Source organism: Mucilaginibacter antarcticus, from assembly GCF_042686155.1.
Lineage (GTDB): Bacteria > Bacteroidota > Bacteroidia > Sphingobacteriales > Sphingobacteriaceae > Mucilaginibacter > Mucilaginibacter antarcticus.
The window spans coordinates 73826-89706 of record NZ_JBHUON010000005.1; the positions used below are offsets into that span (position 1 = coordinate 73826).

Consider the following 15881-nt stretch of genomic DNA (forward strand, 5'->3'; position numbering starts at 1 on the left):
TACACAATCAATTAACGCGTGTATAGATTTATCCTTTCGTCGAAATGACAACGTTATTTTGTGGTTCTACACTACCATATTTACAATCCGGCCCTTTACTACAATAACCTTTTTAGGTTGCTTGCCGTCAAGATAGCGTTGTACGTCGGCGTTAGCTAAAACAAGGGCCTCTATATCTTTAGGTTCAAGGGTTAAAGATATGCTCAGGTTCATTTTAGTTTTACCGTTGATGGATATCGGGTATGCAAATTCATCCTCCACCAAATAGCTTGGGTTAAACGTAGGATATGGCGCGTATGATAATGTGCCGGCCGGGTTACCTAACAGCGTCCAAATTTCCTCGCAAATGTGTGGCGCATAAGCCGACAATACCACAACCAGATCTTGCAACACCACACGGTTATTACATTTAAGATCAGTTAGCTCATTTACCGCGATCATAAAGCTGGATACCGAAGTATTGAACGAGAAACGCTCAACATCCTCCTCTACCTTACGGATGATCTTATGTAACGCTTTCAGCTCAGCTTTTGTAGGCTCGGCATTGGCTACGCCAAACTCCCAGGCATCGTTATGGAATAAGCGCCAAAACTTACGCAAGAATTTAAAGACACCCTCAATGCCATTGGTATTCCACGGTTTGCTTTGCTCAAGCGGACCAAGGAACATCTCGTACATACGCAAGGTATCGGCGCCGTAACGAGCAATCAGATCGTCGGGATTTACCACGTTGAATTTAGATTTTGACATCTTTTCAACTTCGACACCGCAGACGTATTTGCCGTTTTCGAAAATGAATTCGGCGTTGGCAAAATCCTCTCGCCAGGTTTTAAATTTGTCGGTATTTAAGGTCTCGTTGTCAACAATATTGACATCTACATGTAAAGGCGTGGTTTTGTATTGGCTGATTAAGCCGTGAGATACAAAAGTATTGGTGCCTTTGCCTTCCTCGTCTACTAAACGGTAAACAAAGTTTGATCTCCCCTGGATCATGCCCTGATTAATAAGCTTTTTAAATGGCTCTTCTTCCACTACCAGGTCAAGATCCTTCATAAACTTGTTCCAGAAACGGCTGTATAACAGGTGCCCGGTAGCATGCTCGCTGCCACCAATGTACAAATCAACATCTTTCCAGTAAGCGATGACTTCTTTCGATGCAAATTCCTTGTCGTTTTGTGCATCCATATAGCGGTACCAGTACCAGCTGCTTCCGGCCCAGCCCGGCATGGTGCTTAGTTCGTAAGCATATTCAGCCCCCTCTAAATCTCCCCCGGTAGGGGAGACTTTTTGATTAGCCTCCTTTAAAGCCCTCCCTTCCGGGGAGGGTGGGGTGGGGCTGTCCTCTAAATCTCCCCCGGTTGGGGAGACTTTTTGATTAGCTTCATTTAAAGCCCTCCCTTCCGGGGAGGGTTGGGTGGGGCTGCCCTCTTCCGGGGAGGGTTGGGTGGGGCTGCCCTCTCCCGTGAAATGGGATTTATCTCTTTCTGGCAATAAAGCAAGCTTTTCTTTTATTTGATCAAATACATGCTGGGGATTTTGTAAGACCTCGTCATTTGTAAACCTAATTACCTGAAAACCAAAATGCTTTAACACTTCGGTTCGGGCATCATCAGCTTCCTTAATTAATTTATGGTGATGACCATCCAGTTCAACGATCAATCCTTTTTCTAACGATACAAAATCAGCAATAAATTGATCTATCACGTGTTGGCGTCTAAATTTATAACCAGTTTGGTCCTTTCTCAGAAACTGCCACAAGATATTTTCTGCTTCGGTAGGTTGGTTTCTGTTACCGCGACTGTAGTCTTTCAGTTGGTCGTAGTACACAGGGTCTGCGGTCTCTCTGTAATTACCGGCCTTGTGCTCCGCCGAAGTCTCCCCTACCGGGGGAGATTTAGAGGGGGCTGGGCTCGGTTTGTAATTCCAGCCTTCGGCACGGCCTAATGGTGGTTCGCCGCTTTCGGTTGGCAGGTATTTATCAACTTCGGGCAATAGCAGTGGCAAATCGCCCTCTGTAATTAAATGTGGTAATCCGTCTTTAAAATAAACCGGCACCGGCTCGCCCCAATAACGCTGACGGCCAAAAATAGCGTCGCGCATCCGGAAATTAATTTTGGCTTTGCCAAGGCCAAGTTCTTCCAATTTAGCAACAACTGCTGCTGTGGCTTCTTTATAACCTAAACCGTTTATAAAACTTGAGTTAACGTACGCACCTTCCTTAGTTGGGTCGGCTTCGGTCTCCGTGTTCTGGGCATCGAGGATCTGAATAATCGGCAAGCCAAAATGCTTCGCAAACAAATAATCGCGCTGGTCGCCGCTTGGTACAGCCATAACCGCACCGGTACCATATCCTGCCAAAACGTAATCGGCAATGTAGATCGGCACTTTCTGGTCATTAAGCGGGTTAATAACATAGCTGCCCGTAAAAGCACCCGATACCGTTTTGGCATCAGCCATTCTATCTAACTCTGATTTCTTTTTAGTTTGGACAATATAAGCCTCAATCTCTGCTTTTTGATCAGCGGTGGTCAACCCGGCTACCAGCTCATGTTCCGGGGCAATTACCAAAAACGTAACGCCAAAAACAGTATCAACACGGGTAGTAAATACTTCGATGGCAGCCCCCTCTAAGTTTATAGCCCCCTCTAAATCTCCCCCGGTAGGGGGGACTTTTTGATTAGCCTCCTTTAAAGCCCTCCCTTCCGGGGAGGGTGGGGTGGGGCTGTCCTCTAAATCTCCCCCGGTTGGGGAGACTTTACCCGCACTCATAGCCCTCCCTTCCGGGGAGGGTTGGGTGGGGCTTATCGGGAATTTTACAGATGCACCGGTACTTTTACCTATCCAGTTTCGCTGCATTTCTTTTAGTGGTTCAGGCCAGTCTATTTTGTCCAGCCCTTGCAATAAGCGTTCGGCATAGGCGGTAATGCGCATGCTCCACTGCATCATTTTCTTTTGCTCGACAGGGTAGCCGCCGCGCTCGCTAAAGCCGTCTTTTACCTCGTCGTTAGCTAATACAGTACCTAAGGCGGCGCACCAGTTTACGGTACTTTCGCGCAGGTAGGTAAGGCGATACTTTAACAACTCGTTTTGCTGTACGGGGTTGCTCATGGCTTTCCACTCGTCGGCAGTAAAAGTGGATATTTCTTCATCGCAAACCGCGTTGATGCCTGCAGATCCGTTGCTTTCAAAATGAGCAACCAGTTGTGCAATGCTTTCGGCTTTGTCGGCAGCTTTATTATACCAGCTGTTAAACAACTGCATAAAAATCCACTGCGTCCATTTATAGTAATCGGGCGAACTGGTGCGTACCTCGCGGCTCCAGTCGAACGAAAAACCTATCTGGTCTAACTGGCGGCGGTAAGTAGCAATGTTAGCCTCGGTAGTTACGGCGGGGTGCTGCCCGGTTTGTATAGCGTATTGCTCGGCCGGCAAGCCAAAGCTATCGTAACCCATTGGGTGCAATACGTTAAAGCCTTTCAGGCGTTTGTAGCGTGCAAAAACATCAGAAGCAATGTAGCCCAGCGGATGGCCCACATGCAAACCGGCCCCCGATGGGTACGGAAACATATCAAGCACATAGTACTTGGGTTTGTCGCTTTTATCTTCGGCTTTAAACGTTTGATTGTCGGCCCAAAATTGCTGCCACTTTTGCTCTATATCTTTAAATTGATAATCCATTATTGTACGCTAACAGTTGTTCAAACCGCGAATTTAACAAAATCCATATTATTTACCGCCAATAATGACGAAGGCGTATGTTTTAAGTTGATTATCTTTTGTGGTGCTTTTGAAAGTGCATTTTTAAATTATCTTCGCAGCACCTTAAAGATCACAATGATGAAAAAAATATTTACCACACTATTATTGATGGTGGGCGCATGCTCATTAACACAAGCACAAGTAACAAAAGGACAAACGGAATTTGGGCTAGGCATAGGCTATGGCGCCTCGTATGTTACAGAAGGCGGGTCAGGCCAGACCAGCAAATCTATCGGCGTTTTAAATGTAGCAGCATCGTTAGACCACTATTTTTCTGATAGATGGAGCTTAAAGGCAAAAGTAGTTTATGATAAAAAAGGTTGGGGTAATGGCTTTATCACTGATCTTTCTACCGGAAAAACGGTTACCGGCGTTCAATACAATTACGATTACATTACCGTACCTGTTATGGCTAACTGGCATTTTGGTAAAACCCGCAATTGGTACCTAAATTTTGGCCCGTATGTTGGCTTTTTATTAAGCGCAGAAGCTAAAGATTTTAATTTAGATGTTAAACCGTATTCGGCCACTACTGATGCCGGCCTGGCAGTGGGCATTGGTGTAAAAATACCGCTTTCTGAAAAACTTAAATTCTTTGTTGAGTATGATGGACAATCGGGGTTTGTAAACGTGATTAAAAGTGCCGCCAACTCATCACAAATGGGCAGGGGCAGCTTTAACGTAGGCCTAAACTTTTAACACCGCGTAATAGTTAAATTACACCAGCGCTATTTCTAATCAAAAATTTAGATTTATCTTAGCTTTAACTTAAACAACAAAAACCAATTATGAAAAAAATTTTTACTACTCTTTTGATCGCATTGGGCGTTTATACCGCTGGCAGCGCGCAAGACAAAAAACTGGAATTTGGCTTTGGTGCCGGTATTAACAGCTCATACGTTACATTAGATAACGATTTTGTGGATGTTAACAAACCGTATAACCTAGGCACCGGTTTAATTTGGGAACCAAACATATTTGTCTCTGCTGCTTATAGTTTCAACCCACAATGGGCCCTGAAGGCTAAGGTTTATTATGACTCTAAAGGATCCGGCGATGGTATAAAGAAAGCTCCTGTAACCGGTGGCCCAAATGCCAACGGTGTTTATTTTCCGTTAAAGTATATTACTGTGCCAATCACTGCACAAATGAGCTTTGGCCGCGAAAAAAACTGGTATGCTAGCGGAGGTGGATATGTAGGCTTTTTATTAAGTGCCAAAGAAAACTTTAACAATACAGACCTAAAAAGCGATTTTTCGAGCACTGATGCCGGTATAGACTTGGGCATAGGCTTAAAATTTCCTATTAGTAATGGTTTAAAATTCTTTGTCGAAGCAGATCGTCAGTTTGGGTTATCAAACATCTTGGTTAATGGTAAAGACGGGGCTCAAAATCAACGTACAGCATTTAGCGTCGGTATAAATTTTTAAGCTCACAAAAACTAATACAGGCTCGTCTCCACAAAGGAGACGGGCCTTTTTTATTCGCTTAAAATATCAACACACTTTTTACCCAAAGTGCCTATCCTGGTTTGGAGCGATTTTAACGCCGTGTCATCTTTAATATCAGTGTATAGCTTTTTTATGAGCGCCAGCGTTTCGTCGCTTGGGTCGCAGGCCTGGGCTTTCTCTAAATGCGGCAAGGCTTTTTGCACAGCAGCTTTGTAACTGTTAAATGCTTCCGTACCTCCGGATGATAGCTTTGCATACCATACGTCCGCGGTTTTTACATACAAATATCCCAGCGCCCTATGCACAACGTAATAATTCGGTTCGGCAACTGCCACCTTCTCATACAGCGGTATAGCCTCTACCGATTGGTTGTCATCCTCATATAATTTGGCCAGCCCGTTATAAAAACTGGTGCGGCTTTTGGCCGGTAGCTTATCAGTAAGCTTTAATATCTTCTCCCCCATTTTCATGGCCTCGTCGGCTTTGCCCTCCAGGCACTTCAGGTTAAAATCAAGATATTGATCATAAACCTCGTCGGGGGTTTGGGCTTTTGCCTTGACGCCTGCGATAGTTATCAGTAGCAGAATTATTATCTTTTTGAGCATAGTCAAATATAGGTTGTTTGAGTTGGACGGCTTTTAAAAAGGAATGTAAAATAGTTTAGTTTGGTTAAATAAGATAAATTTGTTGTTTAAACACGGTGGGATGAGAATAATAAGTTTCTTTAAATCAATACTAGACCCCAATACCCGACATGCCAGGTCAAGCTATGACAACCCGAAGGAATTGCCCCCTAGCGTCAAGGATCGAGAGTTCAACAATAACTTATTCATCACCAAACAGTATTGCGACAAGCAATTAAAAGATAACAGTAAAGGCACGGCGTCTATTTTGCGCACCACTAACCCGGTGTACTATAGGGAAGATATTTTTAAATTCGCATACTCATCTTTCGAGGAAACTATATGGACGTTAGATCCAAACAACCGAGATAACGAATTTTTAATCTCTTCATTATTTACAGCCCAACTACGCAGAAAGGAAAACGCTGTTTTAAGCTTTGACGGTGTAGAAAACATAAAAGGAAAAATTCTGATTGCTGATTTTGATGAATCCGTAACCGATGGCGCTTCAGAGGTCTGCTCAGAAGGATTTATTGATGTTTATGATTTACCACCAATTGATACCTGGTTTTACCTTGCAAAGAGACCAAATGGCTACCGGTGTATATATGCCTGGGTTCCTGAACAATTTGTAGAATTAGTTGAAAGGGCGATTGCTGTTAATTGTATAGACTGTTTAAGTTGGTATGTTGAAGAAACGCAATTTTAAGCGTCAATTTCCCTTCATATTTCCCTTCAAAAAATTATCTTTGCCCATGCAAGAAAAAATCCTCATTCTTGACTTCGGCTCGCAGTTTACGCAACTTATAGCACGCCGGGTTAGGGAACTCAATATTTACTGCGAGATTCACCCATTCAATAAAATTCCTGAAATTGACGACAGTGTAAAAGGTGTTATCCTTTCGGGCAGCCCTTTTTCTGTACGCCAGGACGATGCCCTGCATATTGATACTAAGCAGTTTCATGGCAAGTTACCTTTATTGGGTGTTTGCTATGGCGCGCAATATTTGGCCCATTTTAACGGTGGCGAGGTACTACCATCAAGCACCCGCGAGTACGGCCGTGCTAATTTAACTTACATTAATAAAGACAATGCCCTGTTTAAGGCTATCCCGGTAGGCTCGCAAACCTGGATGTCGCACGGCGATACCATTGCAACGCTGGCAGATGATTTCGAGATCATAGCCAGTACAGACAGCGTAAAAGTTGCTGCTTATCAAATCACCGGCACGCAAACGTACGGCATACAGTTCCACCCCGAGGTTACCCACAGTTTAGACGGCAAGCAGTTGCTGCAAAACTTTTTGGTTGACATTTGCGGATGCGCACAAGACTGGACCGCCGACTCGTTTGTTGAAACCACCGTTGCAGAACTTAAAGAAAGAATAGGCGACGATAAAGTAGTGTTAGGCTTATCAGGTGGTGTTGACTCATCGGTTGCGGCAGTGTTGCTGCACCATGCCATTGGCAAAAACCTGTATTGCATATTTGTTGACAACGGTTTATTACGTAAAGACGAGTACCAACAGGTACTGGACTCGTACGAACACATGGGCCTTAACGTACGCGGCATTGATGCCAAACAACGTTTTTACGATGCCCTTGCAGGCTTAACAGACCCCGAAGCTAAACGCAAAGCCATTGGCCGCGTGTTCATCGAAGTATTTGACGATGCCGCGCACGAGGTGCAAGACGTAAAATGGTTAGGCCAGGGCACCATTTATCCTGACGTTATCGAATCCCTGTCTGTTAAAGGGCCGTCAGCTACCATCAAATCTCACCATAACGTAGGCGGCTTGCCTGATTTTATGAAGTTGAAGGTAGTTGAGCCGCTAAACACTTTGTTTAAAGACGAGGTGCGCCGCGTAGGTAAGTCATTAGGTATTGATCAAATTATTTTGGGCCGTCACCCGTTCCCGGGTCCGGGTCTGGCTATCAGGATCTTAGGCGAGGTTACACCCGAAAAGATAGCAATATTACAAGAGGCCGATTCGATTTTCATCAACAATTTGCGTAGCGCGGGTGTTTATGATAAAGTTTGGCAGGCAGGCACCATATTTTTACCGGTACAGTCGGTAGGTGTTATGGGCGATGAGCGTACTTACGAAAACGCTGTAGCGCTGCGTGCTGTTGAGTCTGTTGACGGGATGACTGCCGATTGGTGCCATTTGCCGTACGAACTGCTGGCCAAGATCTCTAACGAGATCATCAACAACGTAAAAGGAATTAACCGGGTAGTATATGATATCAGTTCAAAACCGCCTGCTACAATTGAGTGGGAATAAAAGGTTTTTAGTTTTAGGGGTAGCGTTGCTTGTTGCTGCATGTTCGCCAAAAGTGCGGCCTGTAACGCCACCCGTAAAACGTACTGAAACACCTGTTGCCAAACCCGAGCCGAAACCAAAGCCGGTACCTGCCCGGCAATCAAGCATAGCTATGTTGCTGCCTTTCGGGCTTGATCATTTAAGTTCGGGTTTTACAAGGCCGGCTTTAACACAAGCTAATATCGCTTTAGATTATTACCAGGGTTTTAAACTGGCTTTAGACTCGCTTACCGCGCTGGGTTATAATTACAAATTACAGGTGTTTGATACCAAGGGCGAAACCGCGCAATCGCACGCATTGGCTTTTAACCCGCAGGTGCGATCGTCTGACCTGATCGTAGGTCCTATTTTCCCCGACGATCTGAAAGCTTTTAGCAGCGCATTGGTTGGTCAGGTTAAGCCTATCGTATCGCCCCTATCGCCCGCGGCGCCGGCTACTATCAACAATCAGAATTTAATTACCGTTACCCCGCCGTTAGAATATCACGCCCGGACGGCTGCTAAATACGTACAAAACCGTATCGCACCCAAAAAGGTGTTTGTGTTAAGGTCGGGCTTTACTGAGGAGAACGAATACATTACCCCGTTTAAAAACACCATTGACAGCTTAAGCAAAGGCCGTATACAGGTTGTGCAAACAACCGTTTCAAGAGGTAACCTAAACGCTATATTGTCACAATTTACTACAAGCGGGCCCAACGTAGTTATTATCCCATCAACCAATCAAGCGTTTTTAGCGGCTACTATGCGCACGCTTGATTCTGTAGCTAAAAGGTATCCGGTGATATTAATAGGCCACCCAAGTTGGGAGAAGTTTAACTTTTTAAAGGCAGATCTGTTGCAGCGATTAAAAACTCATATCACCCTTTCTGATAAGATTGATTACAAGCAGGCGGCAATTGCTAATTTCATGCGTACTTACCGCAAAACTTACCGTGCCGAAGCGGGAGACTATGCCATAAAGGGCTTTGATGAGGGTATGTATTTTGGCCGCATGTTGGGCGAAAATAAGGGCGAAATCAAAAATCTGACAACGACAGATTTTAACGGTTTACATAACAATTTTCATTTTATTAAAAAACCGGGTGTTGGTTACATCAACACTCACGTCAGTGTGATGGATTACCGCAATTACCAATTAAGAAAGGTAGAATGAAAGCCATAAACCAGCTTAAAACATTTCAGCGCATACTGGGCGAATACCCCGCCGAAACGCCTCTAGGCAAATTTTTACCGGGCTTTTATCGCCAAAATAAACAAATGGGTTCTAGCGACCGCAGGGTTGCCAACCGTTTGGTATACAACTATTTCAGGTTGGGTAAAGCTTTGTGGAACACCCCCACGGAGGACCGCCTGATGGTAGCCGAGTTTTTATGCAACACGCAAATCAACTCGTTCATTCAGCATTTTAAACCCGACTGGGCGGCTTGTATAGGTTTTAATATCGACGAAAAAATAGACCTGGTTACCAAAACCTACCCTGATTTTAAACTGGAGGATGTTTTCCCGTGGACCGATCAGATCTCGCCGGCAATAGATAAGCAGGCATTTTTGAAATCGTTTTTCGTACAGCCCGATTTGTTTATACGCGTACACAACGGGTATGACCATTTGGTGAAGGCCGAGCTTACAAAGGCCAATATTACCTTTAAAGACGAAGGGAACGGCTGTTACGCTTTACCCAACGGTACACGGTTAGAAAACATCTTTACTACCCAGCATTGGTTTGAGGTACAAGATTATTCGTCGCAGCAAACGGCCAACTATTTTAAACCTCAAAAGTGGGATGCCTGGTGGGATGCCTGCGCGGCAAGCGGCGGCAAATCATTATTGCTGCACGAGTTGGAGCCAAATTTGAAACTGGTGGTATCTGATATTCGCGAGTCCATCTTAGCCAATCTTGACGAACGTTTCCGCTCTGCGGGATTAATGAAATATCAGAAGAAACAACTGGACCTGCTTCAAAACGTAGATCAGGAATTGCATAACTACGCGTTTGACGGCATTATACTTGACGCCCCCTGCAGCGGCGCCGGCACCTGGGGCCGTACGCCCGAAATGATATCGCAGTTCGAATTACCTAAAACGGCTTTCTTTCAACGCCTGCAAAAAACCATTGCCACTAACGTTATTAAATATCTTAAACCCGGCAAACCACTCATTTACATCACCTGCTCTGCTTTTAAGGCAGAAAATGAGGATGTGGTAGATTATTTGGTTACCGAATGTGGTTTAGAGTTGGAAGAAGTTAGGGTGTTAACGGGATATGAAAACAAGGCTGATACAATGTTTGTGGCCCGGCTAACTAAGCCTACCTCTTAAATTATTCGGTTTTTTTACTTTTATTGATGATCTTATAAATATCCAGTCGCCTGTCTTTTAGATTTCTTACAGCGCCAAAGCTGTGCAGCTCCTTCAACAAGTCAACATCCACATCGGCAATCAAAGTAGTTTCTGTATTAGGTGTGGCTTCGGCCTTAATGCCGTTACTCGGGAACGCAAAATCAGAAGGCGTAAATACCGCCGATTGCGCGTACTGAATATCCATGTTATGTACTTTTGGCAAATTGCCCACACTGCCGGCAATAGCTACATAGCACTCGTTCTCTATCGCCCTGGCCTGGGCGCAGCTCCGTACCCTGGTGTAGCCATTCTGCGTATCTGTCATAAACGGAACAAACAATATAGACATTCCTTGCTCGGCCAATAATCTTGGCAATTCCGGAAACTCTACATCATAACATATCAAAATACCTATTTTGCCGCAATCGGTATCGTACGTGGTGATCTGGTCGCCACCTACCATGCCCCAGGCGCTTTGCTCTGCGGGAGTTAAGTGAATCTTACGGTACATTTCATATGACCCGTCCCTGCGGCACAGGTAACCTATATTCTGTAGTACCCCATCTTCAAGGTATGGCATGCTGCCGGTGATAATATTGATATTATAACTGGTGGCATAAGATATAAACCTATCGCGTAGCGGGATTGTGTATTTCGAAATTTCGCGCATGGCTTCTGCCCCGCTCATATGGTTATAAGCGGTCATTAAAGGCGCGTTGAACAGTTCAGGGAACAATACAAAGTCGCTTTGATAGTCGCTGATCACATCCACAAAAAACTCAATTTGCTCGCATAACGAATCCATGTTTTCAAATGGCCGCATTTGCCACTGCACCAAACCTATCCGGATAACCGATTTTTTGGAGTTAATGTGGGCCGCTTCTTCGTTATAGTAAATATTGTTCCACTCTAAAAGCGATGCATACTCAAGCGATTGGGTGTCACCCGGCAGGTAGCCCTTCAAAATCTTACGGACGTGAAAATCATTCGCTAGCTGAAATGACAGCGTCGGGTCATGTATTTCTTTGCCTTTTACCTTTTCAAGATAGGCTTTAGGAGTTAGCTTATCGGCATAATCCTTATATTTTGGTATCCGCCCGCCTGCTATTATCGCTCTAAGATTATGTCGCTCACAAATTTCTTTCCTGGCATCATACAACCTACGTCCTATGCGCATGCCACGGTGATCCGGGTGTACAAAAAAGTCAATGCCGTAAAGTACGTCGCCGTCTTCATCGTGGGTAGAAAAGCTGTAGTTCCCTGTTATCTGGGCGTAGGTGTGGCTATCGCCAAACTTTTCGTAATCTACTATTAATGACAGGGCACAACCGGCTATAGCCCCGTTAACCAGGATACAGATCTGCCCCTCAGGAAATATCTTAACCAATTTGGTGATATGCGATTCGCCCCAGTAAGAAGCGCCTTCCCACTCGGAGTATGCTTCAATCATAGAGGATTTTAAACCTAAATAGTCGTCTTTGGTTAAGGTACGTAACTCTATTTTCAGATCTTCGTTAGTCATGCTGATATTTTTGCAAAAAAAAGGGTATAATAAAAAAGCATCTCCCTGTTAAAGAAGATGCTTCACAATAATTTTATATAGTGTATTAAGCTACTTTAACATTTACTGCGTTTGGACCTTTACGGCCTTGCTCAATGTCAAAACTAACAACGTTATTCTCGCGAATGTTGTCAATCAGACCTGATGAATGAACAAATATTTCGCTTCCACCATCATTAGGTGTGATAAATCCGAAACCTTTTGTTTCATTAAAAAATTTTACTGTTCCTTCTTGCATTATATTGTATTTAATAAGCCGCCAAGGTAGGCATTTAAATTCACTTTTTTTTGTTTTGGTAAAAAAACTTAACAAATATTATAATCTGTAGTTAACAGGGTGACTTGCTACAAGTGCGTATTACTCCTAAACAACTTTATCGCGATAGCTAATAAAATAACACCGAAGGCTTTACGCAGTATCTCTATACCGGTTTTGCCAAATAGCTTTTCTAACCATTGCACGTTTTTAAGCACCAGGTATACAAACAGCGTATTAATGATGATGCCTACCAATATGTTTTGCGTTTGATACTCGGATTTCAAGGATAAAAGGGTAGTCATGGTACCGGCGCCTGCTATGAGGGGGAAAGCCAGTGGAACGATAGACACCGTGCTGGTAAGTTCCTCGCTGTTTTTAAAAAGGTTAATGCCTAAGATCATTTCCATAGCGATTATGAAGATGACCAATGAACCTGCAATGGCAAACGAAGGGATATCTAAACCGATAATATCCAACAACTTATCGCCCACAAATAAAAAAACGATCATTAGTATCAATACCACCACGCTGGCTTTTTCAGACTCGATATGCCCTGCACGCTGGCGCAGCTGGATAACTACAGGGATGGCGCCCAGTATATCAATGATCGCGAAGAGGATCATTGTTACTGACAGGATTTCTTTAAAAACGAAGGGCTGCATAGGTTACGCTTTAGCTTTGAGCATAAAGCTAAACAAAAGCGCGATCAAAATATAAAAACTTGCCAGCCAAAATACCGTGTGTACAGAAATTACAGCTACAAACCCTGCTGTTATAGGCCCTATTACCTGTCCTAAAGAGATGTAAGCCTGGTTTACTCCCATTACCTCGCCTTGTCGTTTGGGGTCGTTATGGTCGGCTATAATAGCGTTGAGCATAGGGTTGCGCAGGCCGTTAAATATGCCGTAAATAAATATGCAAATAGCAAATGGGATTAATACCGCCGTAAAGCCTGAGCCAGCCATGGCCGCCAAACACAAAGCTGTAGATATTAACAAGATGACCGATTTGGCTTTAATAAACTTGATAGCACCCGGCACAATAAGCTGCCCTAAAATACCCGAGACACCAAAGGCAGCGTAGAATATACCTATCTGGGTAGGCTTAAGCTTGAGGATGTCTAACGTAAAGGTTTGAAAACCAATAAGCATGGTAAACTGTGCGGTGGTGAGCAAAAAGCCAACTAAGATAGCCAGGCCAACGGCAGGCATCTTTAAAACCGTTACCAATGACTTAAAGCTGAATTTGCTGTCCTTTTTCGCCTTACTACGCTTGGCAGCGGGATTGGTTTCTTCTAAAAAGAACATCGTAAGTAGTATGCCTGTCAATGAAATCGCGGCAGCAAAGTAAAAGGGCACTTTGGGGCCAAGCTCGTTAAGTAACCCGCCCGCGGCAGGGCCAATTACAAAACCAAACCCGAAGGCCGAACTAAGGAAACCAAACTTCTTTGCGCGATCTTTTGCTGTGGATGTGTCGGTTACCATGGCCTGGGCTACAGATATGTTACCACCCGTTAAACCGTCAAGTATCCGCGCAGCGAAAATGATCATCAGGCTCTCGGCCCAGGTAAACATCAGGAAGGATATGCAGGTGCCTATTAAGCTAATGGTGAGGAGTGGCTTGCGGCCAAACCTGTCTGACAGTGCGCCCATAAAGGGTGTAGCTATAAACTGCGCTACCGAGAATGCGGCCGTAAGCAACCCGATGGTTTGCGGCGTAGCGCCGTACTTTTTACCGATGGTGTACAGCAGCGGCACTATGATACCAAACCCAATGGAGTTGATTATACATATAAAAACTAATATCCAGAGGTTTTTGTTGCTTTTCACTGTTTGCTTATATCCCCAGTAAAAAGCATTAAAAGCAAAAAAGGTTCTGAAATTCAGAACCTTTTTTGCTTATGTATCTAAGTTGTTATTCAACAAATTTAGGGTTTGGCGGATCGTTAGCGCTCTCCGTTTTACCATGACGCACGTGCGAGTGTTTAATACTGTAGGTAAAGTAAATAACCATACCTATAGCCATCCAAATAAACAGGCGCAACCAGTTTTCTAAACCTTCGCTACCCATCATACATAAACATATAAGCGCGCCAAGCGGGCAAACAATGTAATATAATGGTGTTTTAAACGGACGGGTGATACCTGGGTCTGTACGTCGCAATATGAATATACCAAGGCATACCAGTACGAACGCGAACAGCGTACCTATACTCACCATGTCGCCCACAATGCTATCCGGTATAAAGCCACCGAAGATAGATACCATGATAAAGAACAACCATTGAGATTTGTACGGGGTACGGAACTTAGGGTGCAATTTTGAAAATATAGAAGGGATCAATCCGTCAATACTCATGGTGTAGAATACGCGGGTTTGGCCCAGCAACATCACCAAAATAACTGATGAGAAACCAGCTAAAATAGCTACCGTTACCAGTTTACCTAACCAGCCATAACCACCGCCCATGGCAGCTGTAATAGCGTAAGTTACTGATGCTTCTTTACCTTGCAGTAAAAACTCTTTGTAAGGCACCAAACCTGTTAACACGTGCGAGAACAGGATGTATAAAACAGTACAAAACACCAAAGAGACCAAAATACCTTTAGGCATATCTTTCTGCGGGTTTTTAGCTTCCTGTGCTGCTGTTGATACGGCATCAAAACCAATAAAGGCAAAGAACACCACACTGGCACCACGTAAAACACCCAGCCAACCGTGGTTAAACGTGTCGGCGTAGTTTACCGTACCTGTGTTGGTAGTTACCGAGCCTGCATCAGCAGGGATCATGTATGGGGTGTGGTAAGCAGGGTTAATAAAGCTCCAGCCAAAAGCAATGATCATTAGTACAATGGCAACCTTAACAATAACGATAACGTTGTTTACCGCTGCAGATTCGGCTGTGCCTTTAATCAGCAATAAGGTAAGCATCAATAAAATAAAAATAGCTGGTAAGTTTACTATACCGTGTGCGCCAACTTCGCCGGCATACATACCCGTTGTGGTTGTCGAAACCTCGAACGGCGAGTGCGAGAGCGCGAAGGGGACATGGACGTTAAAAAACGTCTCTAAAAAAGTATTGAAATATTGCGACCAGCCAATTGCTACGGTAGCGGCACCCAGAGCGTACTCCAACACCAAATCCCAACCGATGATCCAGGCAATAAACTCGCCCATGGTGGCATAAGAGTAGGTGTAAGCTGATCCCGCTATGGGTATCATACTGGCAAACTCTGCATAGCAAAGGCCTGCAAGGGCGCAACCTGCTGCTGCAATTAAAAATGAAATGGTTACTGCCGGTCCGGCGTGCTGGCCTGCCGCTGCTGCTGTACGCACAAAAATACCCGCGCCAATAATGGCACCAATACCCAGGGCAATAAGCGAGCCGACACCCAGCGTACGTTTTAATGTCTTTTCGCCCTCTTTAGAGGCAGCCATTAATTGTGCTAAAGGTTTTTTGATAAATAGCTTCATGTTTGTCTAAAATTCAGTTAATCTTAGCCCAAACATAGCTAATTTTTTCGAAAAAAATAATGTGACGGTTTTATGATTAAGTGATTA

At 44.2% G+C, this 15881-nt stretch carries 13 protein-coding genes; 6 read left to right on the forward strand and 7 right to left on the reverse strand.

Annotated elements, in window-relative coordinates; translation table 11 throughout:
• Window positions 1-66 precede the first annotated feature (66 nt).
• Window positions 67-3678, reverse strand: a complete 3612-nt coding sequence (locus tag ACFSYC_RS06090; RefSeq protein WP_377124596.1) for a DUF559 domain-containing protein — start codon at window positions 3676-3678, stop codon at window positions 67-69.
• Window positions 3679-3834: 156 nt separating this feature from the next.
• Here ACFSYC_RS06090 and ACFSYC_RS06095 point away from each other — a divergent pair, with 156 nt between their 5' ends.
• Entirely contained in the window at window positions 3835-4458 is a 624-nt protein-coding gene (locus ACFSYC_RS06095; RefSeq protein ID WP_377124598.1) for a porin family protein, read from the forward strand.
• A gap of 89 nt (window positions 4459-4547) precedes the next feature.
• Window positions 4548-5189 (forward strand): porin family protein, encoded by a 642-nt coding sequence (locus ACFSYC_RS06100; protein WP_377124601.1) that lies wholly within the window; start codon window positions 4548-4550, stop codon window positions 5187-5189.
• Window positions 5190-5239: 50 nt separating this feature from the next.
• On the opposite strand, the gene ACFSYC_RS06105 is transcribed toward ACFSYC_RS06100, so the two are convergent.
• Window positions 5240-5815 carry a tetratricopeptide repeat protein gene (locus ACFSYC_RS06105; RefSeq protein ID WP_377124603.1) on the reverse strand — a complete coding sequence of 192 codons (576 nt, stop codon included), beginning with the start codon at window positions 5813-5815 and terminating at the stop codon, window positions 5240-5242.
• Window positions 5816-5915: 100 nt separating this feature from the next.
• Between ACFSYC_RS06105 and ACFSYC_RS06110 the strand changes: the two genes are divergently transcribed.
• From ACFSYC_RS06110 to ACFSYC_RS06125, 4 genes are read left to right on the forward strand one after another with little or no spacing between them, the layout of a single operon-like run.
• The gene (locus tag ACFSYC_RS06110) at window positions 5916-6542 is read left to right on the forward strand and encodes a hypothetical protein (RefSeq protein ID WP_377124605.1); all 627 of its coding nucleotides are present in this window, start codon (window positions 5916-5918) and stop codon (window positions 6540-6542) included.
• Between the two features lie 46 nt (window positions 6543-6588).
• Complete coding sequence (gene guaA / locus ACFSYC_RS06115; protein WP_377124607.1) at window positions 6589-8118, forward strand: glutamine-hydrolyzing GMP synthase; 1530 nt, start codon at window positions 6589-6591, stop codon at window positions 8116-8118.
• Entirely contained in the window at window positions 8075-9313 is a 1239-nt protein-coding gene (locus ACFSYC_RS06120) for an ABC transporter substrate-binding protein (protein WP_377124609.1), read from the forward strand. The genes guaA and ACFSYC_RS06120 overlap by 44 nt, the downstream gene beginning before the upstream one ends.
• Window positions 9310-10479, forward strand: a complete 1170-nt coding sequence (locus ACFSYC_RS06125) for an RsmB/NOP family class I SAM-dependent RNA methyltransferase (protein ID WP_377124611.1) — start codon at window positions 9310-9312, stop codon at window positions 10477-10479. The genes ACFSYC_RS06120 and ACFSYC_RS06125 overlap by 4 nt, the downstream gene beginning before the upstream one ends.
• Window position 10480: 1 nt before the next feature.
• On the opposite strand, the gene ACFSYC_RS06130 is transcribed toward ACFSYC_RS06125, so the two are convergent.
• From ACFSYC_RS06130 to ACFSYC_RS06150, 5 genes are all read right to left on the reverse strand, one after another.
• Window positions 10481-12022, reverse strand: coding sequence for a carbon-nitrogen hydrolase family protein (locus ACFSYC_RS06130; RefSeq protein WP_377124613.1), 1542 nt, complete (start codon window positions 12020-12022; stop codon window positions 10481-10483).
• A gap of 85 nt (window positions 12023-12107) precedes the next feature.
• Window positions 12108-12299, reverse strand: coding sequence for a cold-shock protein (locus tag ACFSYC_RS06135; protein ID WP_377124615.1), 192 nt, complete (start codon window positions 12297-12299; stop codon window positions 12108-12110).
• Between the two features lie 107 nt (window positions 12300-12406).
• Window positions 12407-12982: a MarC family protein gene (locus tag ACFSYC_RS06140; protein ID WP_377124617.1), complete on the reverse strand. Its 576-nt coding sequence runs from the start codon at window positions 12980-12982 to the stop codon at window positions 12407-12409.
• Window positions 12983-12985: 3 nt separating this feature from the next.
• Window positions 12986-14149 carry an MFS transporter gene (locus tag ACFSYC_RS06145; protein WP_377124619.1) on the reverse strand — a complete coding sequence of 388 codons (1164 nt, stop codon included), beginning with the start codon at window positions 14147-14149 and terminating at the stop codon, window positions 12986-12988.
• A gap of 85 nt (window positions 14150-14234) precedes the next feature.
• Complete coding sequence (locus ACFSYC_RS06150; RefSeq protein ID WP_377124621.1) at window positions 14235-15794, reverse strand: amino acid permease; 1560 nt, start codon at window positions 15792-15794, stop codon at window positions 14235-14237.
• Between the last annotated feature and the right edge of the window lie 87 nt (window positions 15795-15881).

Coding starts and splice junctions, on each gene's coding strand:
- ACFSYC_RS06105 (WP_377124603.1), bottom strand. CDS start 5,815: ATGCTCAAAAAGATAATAATTCTGCTACTGATAACTATCGCAGGCGTC.
- ACFSYC_RS06140 (WP_377124617.1), bottom strand. CDS start 12,982: ATGCAGCCCTTCGTTTTTAAAGAAATCCTGTCAGTAACAATGATCCTC.
- ACFSYC_RS06130 (WP_377124613.1), bottom strand. CDS start 12,022: ATGACTAACGAAGATCTGAAAATAGAGTTACGTACCTTAACCAAAGAC.
- guaA (WP_377124607.1), top strand. CDS start 6,589: ATGCAAGAAAAAATCCTCATTCTTGACTTCGGCTCGCAGTTTACGCAA.
- ACFSYC_RS06095 (WP_377124598.1), top strand. CDS start 3,835: ATGATGAAAAAAATATTTACCACACTATTATTGATGGTGGGCGCATGC.
- ACFSYC_RS06100 (WP_377124601.1), top strand. CDS start 4,548: ATGAAAAAAATTTTTACTACTCTTTTGATCGCATTGGGCGTTTATACC.
- ACFSYC_RS06150 (WP_377124621.1), bottom strand. CDS start 15,794: ATGAAGCTATTTATCAAAAAACCTTTAGCACAATTAATGGCTGCCTCT.
- ACFSYC_RS06135 (WP_377124615.1), bottom strand. CDS start 12,299: ATGCAAGAAGGAACAGTAAAATTTTTTAATGAAACAAAAGGTTTCGGA.
- ACFSYC_RS06125 (WP_377124611.1), top strand. CDS start 9,310: ATGAAAGCCATAAACCAGCTTAAAACATTTCAGCGCATACTGGGCGAA.
- ACFSYC_RS06090 (WP_377124596.1), bottom strand. CDS start 3,678: ATGGATTATCAATTTAAAGATATAGAGCAAAAGTGGCAGCAATTTTGG.
- ACFSYC_RS06110 (WP_377124605.1), top strand. CDS start 5,916: ATGAGAATAATAAGTTTCTTTAAATCAATACTAGACCCCAATACCCGA.
- ACFSYC_RS06120 (WP_377124609.1), top strand. CDS start 8,075: ATGATATCAGTTCAAAACCGCCTGCTACAATTGAGTGGGAATAAAAGG.